This is a genomic window from Streptomyces sp. NPDC005263 (assembly GCF_042872365.1).
GTDB lineage: Bacteria > Actinomycetota > Actinomycetes > Streptomycetales > Streptomycetaceae > Streptomyces.
This window is the reverse complement of sequence record NZ_JBIAKJ010000002.1, coordinates 771,353-785,168: the sequence shown is the minus strand read 5'-3', so window position 1 is coordinate 785,168 and position 13,816 is coordinate 771,353. Positions and strand designations below refer to the sequence as shown.

Sequence of the window (13,816 nt, the reverse complement as noted above, 5' to 3'; positions counted from 1 at the left end):
CCTTCGGGCGGACGACGCGACTTTACGGACGCCCCCTAGAGCTTGACGATCATCTTGCCGGTGTTGTCGCCGCGCAGGACGCCGAGGAAGGCCTCCAGGTTGTTCTCGATGCCCTCGACGACGGTCTCGCGGTACTTGAGCTCGCCCGAGGCGACCCAGGGGCCGACCTCCTGGACGAACTGCGGCTGGAGGTCGTAGTGGTCGCCGACCAGGAAGCCCTCGATGCGGCCGCGGGTGGCGATGAGGCGGGCGAGGTTCTTCGGGCCGGGGGCGGGCTCGGTGCTGTTGTAGACCGAGATCATCCCGCAGACCGCGATACGACCGCCCTGGTTGAGGGAGCCGATGGCGGCCTCCAGGTGGTCGCCGCCGACGTTGTCGAAGTAGACGTCGATGCCGTCCGGGGCGGCGGCGCGCAGCTGCTCGGAGACCGGGCCCTGCTTGTAGTTGAAGGCGGCGTCGAAGCCGTACTCCTCGACGAGGAGCTTGACCTTCTCGTCGGAGCCGGCCGAGCCGATGACCCGGGCGGCACCCTTCAGCTTTGCGATCTGGCCGACCTGGCTGCCGACGGCGCCCGCGGCGCCGGAGACGAACACCGTGTCGCCCTCCTTGAAGGAGGCGGTGCGCAGCAGCCCGGCGTAGGCGGTGAGGCCGGTCATGCCGAGCACGCCGAGGTACGTCGACAGGGGCGCGGCCGCGGCGTCGACCTTGACGGCCTGCTTGGCGTCGAAGGTGGCGTACTCGCGCCAGCCGCCGAAGTGCAGCACATGGTCGCCGACGGCGATGCCCTCGGCCTCGGAGGCGACGACCTCGCCGACCGCGCCGCCCTGCATGGCCTTGCCCAGCTCGAAGGGGGCCACGTACGACTTGGCGGAGCTCATCCGGCCGCGCATGTAGGGGTCGACGGAGAGGTACTCGTTGCGCACCAGGACCTGGCCGGGGCCGGGCTGCCGTATCGCCGCCTCGGCCAGCTCGAAGTCCTCGGGCTTGGGCCAGCCGACGGGACGGCTGAGCAGTCGCCATTCGCGGCCGACGGAGGGGAGCGTGGGGCTGTCGGACATGAGGTGTGCGCCTTTCCTGCGAATGCTTCAGTACCTGAAACAACCATGCCTCTGAATATTTCAGGATGTCAAGTAACGGGGTACCCTGGATCGCATGGCCACACCCGAGAAGACCCGCCGTCCCGATGCGCTGACCATGGAGGTCGTCGAACTCATCGGCGACGTCGTGGCCCGTTTCTACGAGGACTACGAGGACGCCGCGGCGGAGCACACCCTGACCGGCGCGCAGGCGCGGCTGCTCAGCCTGCTGTCACTGGAGCCGCTGCCGATGCGGAAGCTGGCCCAGAAGCTGAGGTGTGAGCCGTCGAACGTGACCGGCATCGTGGACCGGCTGGAGTCCCGGGGCCTGGTGGAACGGCGCATCGATCCCACGGACCGGCGCGTGAAGCTGGCGGCGGCCACGACGGAGGGCAGCCGGGTGGCCCGTGAACTCCGGGAGGGCCTGCGCTTCGCCCGGCAACCGCTGGCCGGCCTCTCCGACGGGGAGCGCGAGGCACTGCGGGACCTGCTGCGCCGGATGGTCCACACGGAGGCGTAGCACCGCGGCGCAGGGCTGACAGATTTACGGAAGCGAACGTTTCACGTGCACCACCACAGGAAGCGGTCGCAGGTCTGTGTCGGGCGTGGCTCCGGGTTCGGATCCGAGGTGGTCGGGGCGGCCGTGGGCGTGGGGGCCTGGGTCGGGTCCGATCCGCCCGGGGCCGTGGGCGAGCCGCCCGGGGCGGGGCCGGACGGCGCGCCGGCGCCATCGGTGGGCCCGTCGGTGCCCTCGTCCGACGTGTCGTCCTTACCGTCCTTGCCGTGCTTGTCGTCCTTACCGTCCTTGGCGGACTCGGAGGCCGACGGGGACGCCGAGGGGTCGGGGGAGGACGAGTCCGCCGCCCCGGCTCCGACGCCCTTGGGGGCGCCCGAGGGCTTGCCCGTCCCGTCCGCCTCCGGGGAGGCGTCGCCCGCCGCCGACTCGTCACCGGCCGCGGCCGGTTTCGGGGCGGAACCGGGGGCGTCCATGCCGAGTTCCGCGAGACTCAGTCCGCCCGCGGCCAGCACGAAACCCGCGACGATCAAGAGGGTCCGGCGTCGGCGGCGTCGATGCGCCGCGGCTTTGCGATCGCGGCGGCTCGCACCGTCCGAGGAGGCGTGCGGGTCGTCGTCGGCGTCGTCGTCCTCGTACCGGCCGGCGGCGCCGTACTCCGCCGCGCCGTCGGCATCCTCGGTGTCGTCCAACTCCCGGGTGCCGTCGGCGCGTTCGGGCCCCTCGGGAGCCGGTACGGCCCGGCCGCCACGGCCCCGGGCGCGCCGACGCGCCGCGCGGCCGCCGGTCGGCTCCGCCACCGCCTCGGCCCGGTCGACGACCGTCCGCGCCTCTGCCCCGGCATCCGCGGCGTCGTCGGCGCCCGCGGCGTCGTCGGCGTGGGGGGCCACCGCCTCCGCCGCGCCCTCATACGAGAACACCTCGGCCCCGGCGCCGTAGGGGGCCTCGTACGCGGCCGTGGGAGCCTCGCCGGAATATCCGCCGTCGCTCACCCCGCCGGGTCCGTAGGCGGCCCCGTAGGCCGCTTCGTACGCCCCGTAGGACCCCGCCCCGCCCGCGGCCGGCCCCTCACCCGCCGGCCCCTCACCCGTCGACCCCGACCACGCGGGCGCGTGATCCCGCGTCGCGTGTGCGTGGAGTTGTTCGGCGGATGCGCCGCACCCCGGGCAGGCGAGCGCGCCGTTGAGGTGCCTGTGGCACGGCTGGCAGTAGTCCATGACGCGTGGAAGATTAAGTTCCTCTCACACAGCCCTCATAGTCATAGCTGTGAAAGTTGTGTAGGGAAGCCGACGCCTCGGCGTGGCCACTTGCGACCAGGTCGGGACAACGCGGCGAAACCGCCGTCGAAAGCCTTTCCGAAAGCAGTGTCGAAACCGTTATGCGGTGGACCCATTGACACTCACCTCACACCGTCCTTACTGTCACGCCAGCATTTCGAACGTGTGACGAAATCTCGAACACACTCACCGAACTGAACGAAGCAGACGACGCAGCAAGGGGCAACTGCCGTGCGCATCACCGGAATCAGCACACACGTGGTCGGTACGCCGTGGCGCAACCTGACCTACGTCCAGGTGCACACCGACGAGGGCATCACCGGCGTCGGCGAGACCAGGATGCTGGGCCACACCGACGCGCTGATCGGCTATCTGCGGGAGGCGCAGACCAATCACATTCTCGGCTCCGACCCGTTCGCCACGGAAGACCTCGTCAAGCGCATGAAGTACGGCGACTACGGGCGGGCCGGCGAGATCGTGATGTCCGGGATCGCCGTCATCGAGATGGCCTGCTGGGACATCAAGGGCAAGGCCCTCGGCGTGCCGGTGTGGCAGCTGCTGGGCGGCAAGGTCACCGACAAGGTCAAGGCGTACGCCAACGGCTGGTACACCACCGAGCGGACCCCGGAGGCCTACCACAAGGCCGCGCAGGGCGTGATGGAGCGCGGGTACAAGGCCCTCAAGATCGACCCGTTCGGCACCGGGCACTTCGAGCTCGACCACGAGCAGAGCCTGTACGCCGTCTCCCTCATCGAGGCCGTGCGCGACGCCATCGGGCCGGACGCCGAGCTGATGCTGGAGATGCACGGCCGCTTCTCCCCCTCGACCGCCGTCCGGCTGGCCAAGGACCTCGCGCCCTTCAAGCCCGCGTGGCTGGAGGAGCCGGTTCCGCCGGAGAACCTGAAGGCGCTGGAGAAGGTCGCCGCCAAGGTCGACATCCCGGTCGCCACCGGTGAGCGGATTCACGATCGCATCGAGTTCCGTGAGCTGTTCGAGAGCCAGGCCGTCGACATCATCCAGCCGGACGTCGGCCACATCGGCGGCATCTGGGAGACCCGGAAGCTGGCCGCCACCGCGGAGACCCACTACGTGCTGGTCGCCCCGCACAACGTCGGCGGCCCGGTGCTGACCGCGGCCTCCCTCCAGGTCGGCTTCTCCTCGCCGAACTTCAAGATCCTTGAGCACTTCAACGACTTCGCCGACGCGGAGATCAAGAAGGTCGTCAAGGGAGCGCCCGAGGTGATCGACGGGTACTTCCACCTGTCCGACAAGCCCGGTCTCGGTGTCGAGCTGGACGTGGACGCGGCCGCCGAGTTCCCGCAGCAGCAGGCCCGCTTCGACCTGTGGGCCGAGGGCTGGGAGCAGCGCAAGCCGAAGGGCGCCCAGAAGTGAGCTCCGCCGTCGTCATCGAGGCGCCCGGCGAGCACCGGCTGACCTCGCACGAGGCCAGGCGGCCGGAGGCCGGGGAGGCGCTGGTGCGCGTCCACGCCGTGGGCATCTGCGGCAGCGACCGCGAGGTGTACCAGGGCAACCGGCCCGAGGGATACGTGCGTTACCCCCTCACCCCCGGCCATGAGTGGTCCGGGACGGTCGAGGCCGTCGGCACCGGGGTGCCGGCGTCCCTGGTCGGCCGGAAGGTCGTCGGGGAGGGCTTCCGCAACTGCCAGGTGTGCGACCGCTGTCACGCGGGCGAGACGACGCTGTGCACGGCGGGGTACGAGGAGACCGGGTTCACCCAGCCGGGGGCGATGGCCACCACGCTCACCCTCCCGGCGCGCCTGCTGCACGTGCTGCCGGACGACGCCGACCTGACCGCGGGCGCCCTGCTGGAGCCCGCCGCGTGCATCGCGGCCGCCGCGATCAAGGCGAACGCCCTGCCGGGCGAGCGGGTCGCCGTGGTCGGCACCGGGACGCTGGGCATGTTCGCCGTGCAGTTCCTGAAGGCCGGCTCCCCGGCCGAGCTGCTGGTCGTGGGCACCCGTGACGACCGGGAGGCGCTGTCCCGCCAGTTCGGCGCCACCGACTTCCGCACCAAGGACCAGGAACTCCCCGAGGACTTCGACGTCGTCATCGAGACCGCCGGGTCCGCGTCCGCCGCGCGCACCGCCGCCTCGCTGCTCAGGCGCGGCGGCCGGCTGGTCCTGACGGGCATCCCGGCGCCGGGCGCCGAGGGGCTCGACCCGACGGACCTGGTGGTACGGCAGCTGGAGGTGCACACCGTCTTCGGAGCGCCGCCGGACGCCTGGGCGCACACGGTCCGGGTGTTCGCGGCCGGGCTGCTCGATCCGCTGCCGCTGGTCACGCACGAGTTGCCGCTGGCCGAGTTCCCGCGCGCCATCGAGCTGGTCGGGTCCGGTGACCCGAAGGTCGGAAAGGTGCTGCTGCGCCCCTAGACGTACGCCGGTCCGGCGGTTACCTGACGGCCCCCGGACCGGCGTACCCCACGTCTTTCCGTCCCCTGAGCCGCGAACTTCGTCCGACATACCGAACACTAAGGACTCCTTGTGACCGACGCTTCCACCACGGCAGCCCGTAGGCCCGGTGAGCAGGCGCTCACCGCCCTCGGCCTGGGCGCGCCCGCCCTCGACCCCGCCGACGCCTCGCCGCACACCTTCCCCGGCGGCGGCCGCTGGCGCACCGAGATCCCCTCGTGCGAGGGCCCGGAGGCGCTGGCCGTCGTCCTCAAGGAGTCCTCGCGTCTCGACGTGCCGATCCACCGGATCAGCCAGGGCAGCGGCGTGTGGATGCTGACCGACGCCGAGATCACCGAGATGGTCGAGGCCACCGCCGAACGGGACATCGAGCTCTGCCTGTTCACCGGTCCGCGCGGCACCTGGGACATCGGCGGCTCGACGCGGACCGACTCGCGCGGCGGGGGCCTGCGGGCCCGCGGTCACGATGCGGTCGCCGGATGTGTCGAAGACGCCGTCCGGGCAACGGAGTTGGGCGTCAAGTGCCTGCTCGTCGCCGACGAGGGCGTGCTGTGGACGCTGCACCGGGCGCGCTCGGCCGGCATCATCCCGGCGGACACCACCCTCAAGGTGAGCGCCCTCATCGGGCCCGTCAACCCGGCCGCGTACGCGGTGTACGAGAACCTGGGCGCCGACTCGGTCAACGTGCCCAGCGACCTGACGCTCGATCACCTCACCGAGATCCGCCGGGTTTCCGCCGCTCCGATGGACATGTACATCGAGGCACCCGACGATCTCGGCGGGTATGTACGGATGTACGAGGTCGCCGAGTTGATCCGCCGCGGCGCCCCGCTGTACCTGAAGTTCGGTCTCTCCAAGGCCCCTTCGATCTACCCGTACGGGCACCACCTGCGCGATGTGACCCTGTCCACCGCCCGGGAACGGGTGCGGCGCGGCAGACTCGCCCTGGATCTGCTCGCACGGCACGGAGTGGGCGACGACATGGCACCGCTGGGCTCCCGACTGCCCGGCTCTCTGCGTCGGTTCGATACGCCCTCATAACGTTCCGGACAACGCCCCTTCACAAAAGCCGACGCAGGCACACACAATCCCACACGCCCTTTCTTCTCGGTCTCCCTCCCATCGGCGCCACGGAGCGCGCGGTGCCGGACCGAGCCCGTACCGACATCAAGGATGATGATCATGCGTACCCGTCGAGCCGCACTCGCCGCCATAGCCGCCGCCTCCTCCCTCGCCCTGACCCTGTCCGCCTGCGGCCAGAACAGCGAGGGCGGCAGCGACGACAAGGGGGGCAGCACCAAGGGCGCGACCATCGGCATCTCGATGCCGACCAAGTCCTCCGAGCGCTGGATCGCCGACGGCAAGAACGTCGTCAAGGACCTCCAGGCCAAGGGCTACAAGACGAAGCTGGTCTACGGCGAGGACGAGCCCGACCAGCAGGTCTCACAGATCGAGAACATGATCACGCAGGGGGTCAAGGCCCTGATCATCGCGGCGATCGACAACAAGTCGCTCAACAACGTCCTCCAGCAGGCCAAGGACGCCAACATCCCGGTGATCTCCTACGACCGCCTGATCCTCGGCACGAAGGACGTCGACTACTACGCGTCCTTCGACAACGAGAAGGTCGGCGAGCTCCAGGGCAGCTACATCGTCGAGAAGCTCGGCCTGAAGGACGGCTCCAAGAAGGGCCCGTTCAACCTCGAGCTCTTCGCCGGCTCCAACGACGACAACAACACCCGGTACTTCTTCGGCGGCGCGATGAAGGTGCTCCAGCCGTACATCGACAAGAAGCAGCTGGTGATCAAGTCCGGCCAGAAGGAGCTCACCAAGGTCACCACGCTGCGCTGGGACGGCGCCACCGCCCAGCGCCGCATGGACGACATCCTGACCGGCAAGTACACCAGCGGCCGGGTCGACGCGGTCCTCTCGCCGTACGACGGCATCTCGATCGGCATCATCTCGGCGCTGAAGTCGGACGGCTACGGCACGGCGAGCAAGCCGCTGCCCGTCATCACCGGCCAGGACGCCGAGGTCGCCTCGGTGAAGTCGATCAAGTCGGGCCAGCAGACGCAGACCGTCTTCAAGGACATCCGCAAGCTCGCCCAGGTCGCCACGAACATGGTCGACTCGGCGCTGAACAAGAAGAAGGTCGAGGTCAACGACGAGAAGACCTACGACAACGGCACGAAGGTCGTGCCCGCGTACCTGCTTCAGCCCGTGAGCGTCGACAAGAGCAACTGGCAGAAGGAGCTCGTCGACTCCGGCTTCTACAAGGCCTCCGACCTCAACTGACCGACGGGCCCACTGCAGCAACAGATTGGAAGGCACGACCATGGCGGGACCCGTCCTGGAAATGCGCTCGATCGTCAAGACCTTTCCCGGCGTCAAGGCGCTGTCGGACGTCACACTGACCGTCCAGCAGGGCGAGGTCCATGCCATCTGCGGGGAGAACGGGGCCGGCAAGTCGACCCTGATGAAGGTCCTCTCCGGCGTTCACCCGCATGGCACGTACGAGGGCGAGATCCTCTTCGAGTCGAACACCTGCGAGTTCAAGGACATCAGAGCCAGCGAGCAGCGCGGCATCGTGATCATCCACCAGGAACTGGCCCTGGTGCCCTACCTCTCCCTCGCGGAGAACATCTTCCTCGGCAACGAGCACGCCACCCGAGGGCTGATCAACTGGAACGACACGCTCAAGCACGCCAGTGAACTGCTGCGCCGGGTCGGTCTCTCCGACCACCCGGAGACCCGCGTCGCCGACATCGGCGTGGGCAAGCAGCAGTTGGTGGAGATCGCGAAGGCGCTGTCGAAGAAGGTGAAGCTGCTCATCCTCGACGAGCCGACCGCGGCCCTGAACGACGAGGACAGCGGCAAACTCCTGGATCTCATCCTGGAGTTGAAGAAGCAGGGCATCACCTCGATCATCATCTCCCACAAGCTGAACGAGATCCGCAAGGTCGCCGACTCGGTGACCATCCTGCGGGACGGGCAGACGATCGAGACGCTCGATGTGAAGGCGTCGGACACCAGCGAGGACCGGATCATCTCCGGCATGGTGGGCCGCGACCTCGACCACCGCTTCCCCGAACGCACCGCGTACGAGGGCGAGGTGGGCTCGGCCCCGGCTCTCGAGATCCGCGGCTGGACCGTGCACCACCCGATCGACCAGCAGCGCAAGGTGGTCGACGACGTGTCGATCGACGTCAAGCGCGGCGAGATCGTCGGGATCGCGGGCCTGATGGGCGCCGGCCGCACCGAACTCGCGATGAGTGTCTTCGGCCGGTCCTACGGCCGGTACGCGGGGGGCCAGGTCTTCAAGGACGGCACGGAGATCCGTACGAAGTCCGTCCCCGAGGCGGTCAAGCACGGCATCGCGTACGTCACAGAGGACCGCAAGCACTACGGCCTCAACCTCATCGACACCATCAACCGCAACATCTCGCTCAGCGCGCTGGGCAAGGTGGCCAAGCGGGGGATCGTCGACGAGCAGGCGGAGCGGCGGGTCTCCGAGGGCTTCCGCAAGTCCATGAACATCAAGGCGCCCACCGTCTCCGAACCGGTGGGCAAGCTGTCCGGCGGCAACCAGCAGAAGGTCGTCCTCAGCAAGTGGATCTTCACGGGTCCCGAGGTGCTGATCCTGGACGAGCCGACGCGAGGGATCGACGTCGGCGCCAAGTACGAGATCTACACGGTCATCGACCAACTGGCCGCCCAGGGCAAGGCGGTCGTATTCATCTCCTCCGAGCTGCCTGAGCTGCTCGGTATGTGCGACCGCATCTACACGATGGCCGCGGGGCGGCTCACCGGTGAGTTCTCGCGGGCCGAGGCCTCGCAGGAATCACTGATGCGCCAGATGACTAAGGACAAAGAGGTAACCCGATGAGCACGGATGTGACCGCCAAGACCCCGGCCCCGGCGCCGGGCAAGAGCGGAGGCGGGGGCGCGGGCGGTGGCCTGCTGCGGCTCGTCCTGGACGGCCTGCGCAGCAACATGCGCCAGTACGGCATGCTGATCGCGCTCGGCCTGATCGTCGCCCTGTTCGCCGTGTGGACGGACGGCGACCTGCTGCTGCCGCGCAACGTCTCCAACCTGGTCCTGCAGAACAGCTACGTGCTGATCCTCGCGATCGGCATGATGCTGGTGATCATCGCGGGCCACATCGACCTGTCGGTCGGTTCGGTGACGGCCTTCGTGGGCGCGTTCGCGGCCGTACTGACCGTGCAGCACGACGTGTCCTGGCCGGTGGCCGTGGTGCTGAGCCTGGTCGTGGGCGCGGTGGCCGGCTCGGTGCAGGGCTTCTTCATCGCGTATCTCGGCATACCGTCGTTCATCGTGACCCTCGCGGGCATGCTGATCTTCCGCGGTATGACGGAGATCCTCCTGGAGGGGCAGACCCTCGGCCCGTTCCCGGACGGACTGCAGAAGATCGGCAACGGCTTCCTGCCGGAGACCGGCCCCAACACGAACTACCACAACCTGACGCTGCTGCTGGGCCTGGCCCTGATCGTCTTCGCGGTCTTCCAGGAGGTCCGTGACCGCAAGCGCCAGAGGGAGTTCTCGCTCGACGTCGTCCCGCGCAACCTCTTCCTGCTCAAGCTGGTCTGCATCGTCGCCGCGATCCTCGTCGTGACGATGCTGCTCGCCAGCTACAAGGGCGCGCCGATCGTCCTGCTGATCCTGGGCGTGCTGGTGGTCGGCTACGGCTACCTCATGCGCAACTCCGTCTTCGGCCGCCACATCTACGCCATCGGCGGCAACCTGCCGGCGGCGAAGCTCTCCGGCGTCCGGGACAAGAAGGTCACCTTCCTGGTCTTCCTGAACATGGGCGCGCTCGCGGCCCTGGCGGGTCTGGCGATCGCCGCCCGCCTCAACGCGGCCTCACCGAAGGCGGGCCTGAACTACGAACTCGAGGCGATCGCCTCGTCGTTCATCGGCGGCGCGTCCATGAGCGGCGGTGTCGGCACCGTCCTCGGCGCGATCATCGGTGGTCTCGTCCTCGGTGTGCTGAACAACGGCATGAACCTCCTCAGCGTCGGCAGCGACTGGCAGCAGGTCATCAAGGGTCTGGCCCTGTTGGCGGCGGTCGGCTTCGACGTGTGGAACAAGCGCAAGGTCGGTTCGTAGCACGACCGGGGCCCCGCCGACCGGCGGGGCCCCGGCTCTTTCCGGACCCGATTTTGTCAGGAACAGCACAACGCTGTCGCAGGACTACGCACCGCACAGTACGGGGAGGCAACTCCCCTCATTCACGAGGAGCCGCACGTGGAACTGAGCAGACGTACCGTCATCGCCGGGGCTGCCGCCGCCGGTGTCACCGCCGCCACCGTCGGTGGCACCGCGCACGCAACGGGAGGCAGGACACCGGTGAAGGAACTCTTCGGCAAGCTCGCCGACGGCACGAAGGTCTACCGCTGGTCGCTGGAGAACGGCGGCACCCGCATGAAGGTCCTGTCCTGGGGCGGCGTCGTCCAGTCCCTGGAGATCCCGGACCGGCACGGCGAGTACGCCAACGTCTCCCTCGGTTTCGACAACATCGAGGACTACGTCGCCAAGACCCCGTACTTCGGCGCCCTGATCGGCCGTTACGGCAACCGGATCGCCAAGGGCCGGTTCACCCTGGACGGCAAGAGCTACCAGCTCTCCGTCAACGACGGCGACAACAGCCTGCACGGCGGCACCCAGGGCTTCGACAAGCACGTCTGGGACGTCGAGCCGTTCACCAAGGGCTCCGACGTCGGTCTGCACCTGCACTACACCAGCGTCGACGGTGAGATGGGCTACCCGGGAACGCTCAAGGCGAAGGTCACCTACACCCTCACCCGGCACGGCGAGTGGCGCATCGACTACGAGGCCACCACCACCAAGGCCACCGTCGTCAACCTCACCAGCCACGTCTACTGGAACCTGGCCGGCGAGGGCACCGGCTCGATCGAGAACCACGAGCTGAAGATCGCCGCCGCCCGCTACACGCCCACCGACGCGGGCCTCATCCCGACCGGCGAACTGGCGAAGGTCTCCGGCACCCCCTTCGACTTCCGCAAGTCCAAGGCGATCGGCGAGGACATCCGCGCCGGTAACCCGCAGCAGGTCCTCGCCAAGGGCTTCGACCACAACTGGGCCCTCGACAAGGGCATCACCAAGAAGCCCGAGCATGTCGCGACCCTCCGGGACCCGTCCTCCGGACGCACCCTGAAGATCGCCACCGTCGAGCCGGGGCTGCAGTTCTACTCGGGCAACTTCCTCGACGGCACCCTGGTCGGCACCAGCGGCAGCACCTACCGCCAGGGCGACGCGCTCTGCCTGGAGACGCAGCACTTCCCGGACGCGCCGAACCACCCGTCGTTCGCCTCGACGGTGCTGCGGCCCGGGCAGACGTACCGGACGACGACGATCCACTCGTTCGGCGCGTAGGCGCTCCGCCGGGTAGGCCATGAGGAGCTGCGGCTCCGTTGGGGCTGGTCGCGCAGTTCCCCGCGCCCCTTTGGGACGCGTTGAACGGTGTCACCTCTGCCTCCGTATGTAAGGGCGGCCCGTGCTCCCCCGCGCGGGCCACCCAATGACGACGGGCCCGGTCGTCCCCGCCGGGCCCGCCCCATACGGAGGCTCTCCTTGGCTGACAACGTCACCTCGCTGTTCCGCAGCACCGCGGCGCACAGCCCGTCGATGGCGGCGTTGACGAGGGAGGGCGGCGAGGGCACCGGCCCGGTCGACTTCTGCATTCCCTGCAACCCGTACTTCCCCACCCCGGCCATGTTCGACGAGATGGCGGCGCGGCTGCGGGAGATCATCACGTACTACCCGAGCAGCGCCGACACCATCACGGCCGAGCTGTGCAGTCTGCTCCAGCTCCCGCCGCAGTGCGTGGCGATGGGCAACGGCTCGACCGAGCTGATCACCTGGATCGACCATCTCCTGGTGCGCGAGTCGCTGGCCGTCCCGGTGCCCACCTTCGGCCGCTGGACCGACCAGCCGATGGAGACCGGCAAGCGGGTCGACATGTTCCCGCTCCAGGAGTCCAGCGGTTTCGCCCTGGACCTCGCGCAGTACGCCGAGTTCATCCGCGCGCGCGGCACCCGGGTCGCCGTGATCTGCAACCCGAACAACCCCGACGGCGGCTTCCTGCACAAGCACGCGCTCGTGCAGTTCATGGACGCGATGGCCGACCTGGACCTGGTCGTCATCGACGAGTCGTTCCTGGAGTTCGCGGACGCCGAGGTCGAGCCGAGCGTCGTCCACGAGGCCATGCTGCGGCCCAACGTGGTGGTGCTGCGCAGCCTCGGCAAGAACTTCGGTCTGCACGGCATACGGTTCGGCTATCTGGTCGCCAACCCGGCGCTCGCGGGCCGAATCCGCTCGATGCTGCCCAAGTGGAACCTCAACTCCTTCGCCGAGCATGTGGTGTTCATCCTGAAGGAGCACGGCGCCGAGTACGCGCAGAGCCTCCAGCAGGTGCGCCGTGACCGGCTGGACATGGCCGGACAGCTGTCGTCCCTGCCCGGGCTGACGGTCTATCCGTCGCAGGGCAACTTCCTCTTCGTGCGTCTGCCGGTCGGCGCCGAGGGCACCGTGGTCCGGGACCGGATGCTCACCGAGCACCGGATCCTCGTCCGCGAGTGCGGCAACAAGATCGGCTCCTCCAGCCGCTTCCTGCGGCTCGTGGTGCGCCCCCAGGTGGACGTGCGTCGCCTGGTGTCCGGCCTGGAACAGGTGCTCTACGGGACCAGGAGGGGAGCCGCCGTGCCCGAGCTGGCGACAGGGACCAGCTACAGCTCGGGTACGGCGGCAGTGGACCGGTTGGTCGGTGCCACCAACGGGCACGGCATGCAGGGCCTTGCCGCTCAGGCCATGTCCGTCGGCGCGCAGGGGCTCGCACCCGCCTCGCCCGTCGGCGGCGGCATGCCGATGCCCGCGGCGGCACAGGCCGGCCAGCCGGGCCGGCCGGGTCAGACCGGCGGTGCCGGGATGCCGATGCCTGCGGTGGCCCAGGCAGCCCCACAGCAGCTCGGCATCCCGGCGCAGGCGCCCGCCCCGGCCGCGCCGGTCCCCAGCCAGATGCCCAATCAGATGCCCACCCAGATGCCCAACCAGTTGGCCGGTCAGATACCCACGCCGGCTCCGGCGCCGATACCCAGCCAGATGCCGACGCCGCCTCAGATGGCGCCGCCTCAGATGCCGACGCCGCCTCAGGTACCGGTCCCCAGCCAGATGCCGCGGCCGGTACCGGCGGCGGCCGCCGCCGCCCCGATGACCGGCCCCATGTCGGGCCCGATGACCCCGGCCGCGAGCCCCATGTCGGGCCCGATGTCAGGCGGCCCGATGGCCGCCCCCACGCCCGGCCCGACCCCGCCCGGCGTCCCGGCCCGCGGTGGCCTCACCGCCGCCCAGGTCCGCGGCATGACCAGCCCGGCTCCCGTACCGGACCTCACCACGGCCCCGGCGACCGGCTGGCCCAACGCCCAGAGCTGGCCGAACGCGGCGGGGATGGGCCAGGCCGGCTGAGACGCGGACGTCCCG

11 protein-coding genes are annotated in these 13,816 nt (G+C 69.3%); 9 read left to right on the top strand and 2 right to left on the bottom strand.

Going from position 1 to position 13,816, the window contains the following annotated elements; translation table 11 throughout:
- Nucleotides 1-35: 35 nt before the first annotated feature.
- Nucleotides 36-1,058 (bottom strand): NADP-dependent oxidoreductase, encoded by a 1,023-nt coding sequence (locus ACFYRY_RS10790; RefSeq protein WP_389142354.1) that lies wholly within the window; start codon nt 1,056-1,058, stop codon nt 36-38.
- Nucleotides 1,059-1,152: 94 nt separating this feature from the next.
- Between ACFYRY_RS10790 and ACFYRY_RS10785 the strand changes: the two genes are divergently transcribed.
- Nucleotides 1,153-1,596, top strand: coding sequence for a MarR family winged helix-turn-helix transcriptional regulator (locus ACFYRY_RS10785; RefSeq protein ID WP_389142352.1), 444 nt, complete (start codon nt 1,153-1,155; stop codon nt 1,594-1,596).
- Nucleotides 1,597-1,637: 41 nt separating this feature from the next.
- Here the strand turns inward: ACFYRY_RS10785 and ACFYRY_RS10780 are convergent, their stop codons facing one another.
- Nucleotides 1,638-2,807, bottom strand: a complete 1,170-nt coding sequence (locus ACFYRY_RS10780; RefSeq protein ID WP_389142350.1) for a hypothetical protein — start codon at nt 2,805-2,807, stop codon at nt 1,638-1,640.
- Between the two features lie 291 nt (nt 2,808-3,098).
- Here ACFYRY_RS10780 and ACFYRY_RS10775 point away from each other — a divergent pair, with 291 nt between their 5' ends.
- The 8 genes from ACFYRY_RS10775 to ACFYRY_RS10740 all read left to right on the top strand — a co-directional run bounded on the left by ACFYRY_RS10775 (nt 3,099) and on the right by ACFYRY_RS10740 (nt 13,801).
- Entirely contained in the window at nt 3,099-4,259 is a 1,161-nt protein-coding gene (locus ACFYRY_RS10775) for a mandelate racemase/muconate lactonizing enzyme family protein (RefSeq protein WP_389142348.1), read from the top strand.
- Entirely contained in the window at nt 4,256-5,260 is a 1,005-nt protein-coding gene (locus ACFYRY_RS10770; protein ID WP_389142346.1) for a zinc-binding dehydrogenase, read from the top strand. The genes ACFYRY_RS10775 and ACFYRY_RS10770 overlap by 4 nt, the downstream gene beginning before the upstream one ends.
- Before the next feature lie 111 nt (nt 5,261-5,371).
- On the top strand, nt 5,372-6,340 hold the full coding sequence (locus ACFYRY_RS10765; protein WP_389142344.1) for a hypothetical protein: 969 nt from the start codon (nt 5,372-5,374) through the stop codon (nt 6,338-6,340).
- A 141-nt stretch (nt 6,341-6,481) separates the two neighbouring features.
- Nucleotides 6,482-7,594, top strand: coding sequence for a multiple monosaccharide ABC transporter substrate-binding protein (chvE, locus tag ACFYRY_RS10760; RefSeq protein WP_389142342.1), 1,113 nt, complete (start codon nt 6,482-6,484; stop codon nt 7,592-7,594).
- 40 nt (nt 7,595-7,634) lie between these two features.
- Complete coding sequence (gene mmsA, locus ACFYRY_RS10755; RefSeq protein ID WP_389142340.1) at nt 7,635-9,185, top strand: multiple monosaccharide ABC transporter ATP-binding protein; 1,551 nt, start codon at nt 7,635-7,637, stop codon at nt 9,183-9,185.
- On the top strand, nt 9,182-10,426 hold the full coding sequence (mmsB, locus tag ACFYRY_RS10750; protein WP_389142338.1) for a multiple monosaccharide ABC transporter permease: 1,245 nt from the start codon (nt 9,182-9,184) through the stop codon (nt 10,424-10,426). The genes mmsA and mmsB overlap by 4 nt, the downstream gene beginning before the upstream one ends.
- A gap of 138 nt (nt 10,427-10,564) precedes the next feature.
- Nucleotides 10,565-11,713 carry an aldose epimerase family protein gene (locus ACFYRY_RS10745; protein ID WP_389142336.1) on the top strand — a complete coding sequence of 383 codons (1,149 nt, stop codon included), beginning with the start codon at nt 10,565-10,567 and terminating at the stop codon, nt 11,711-11,713.
- Between the two features lie 198 nt (nt 11,714-11,911).
- Nucleotides 11,912-13,801: an aminotransferase class I/II-fold pyridoxal phosphate-dependent enzyme gene (locus tag ACFYRY_RS10740; RefSeq protein ID WP_389142334.1), complete on the top strand. Its 1,890-nt coding sequence runs from the start codon at nt 11,912-11,914 to the stop codon at nt 13,799-13,801.
- Nucleotides 13,802-13,816 lie beyond the last annotated feature (15 nt).

Bases quoted from the DNA above. Each gene is read 5' to 3' on its own strand.
- ACFYRY_RS10790 (WP_389142354.1), bottom strand. From the start codon at position 1,058: ATGTCCGACAGCCCCACGCTCCCCTCCGTCGGCCGCGAATGGCGACTG.
- ACFYRY_RS10785 (WP_389142352.1), top strand. From the start codon at position 1,153: ATGGCCACACCCGAGAAGACCCGCCGTCCCGATGCGCTGACCATGGAG.
- ACFYRY_RS10780 (WP_389142350.1), bottom strand. From the start codon at position 2,807: ATGGACTACTGCCAGCCGTGCCACAGGCACCTCAACGGCGCGCTCGCC.
- chvE (WP_389142342.1), top strand. From the start codon at position 6,482: ATGCGTACCCGTCGAGCCGCACTCGCCGCCATAGCCGCCGCCTCCTCC.
- mmsA (WP_389142340.1), top strand. From the start codon at position 7,635: ATGGCGGGACCCGTCCTGGAAATGCGCTCGATCGTCAAGACCTTTCCC.
- mmsB (WP_389142338.1), top strand. From the start codon at position 9,182: ATGAGCACGGATGTGACCGCCAAGACCCCGGCCCCGGCGCCGGGCAAG.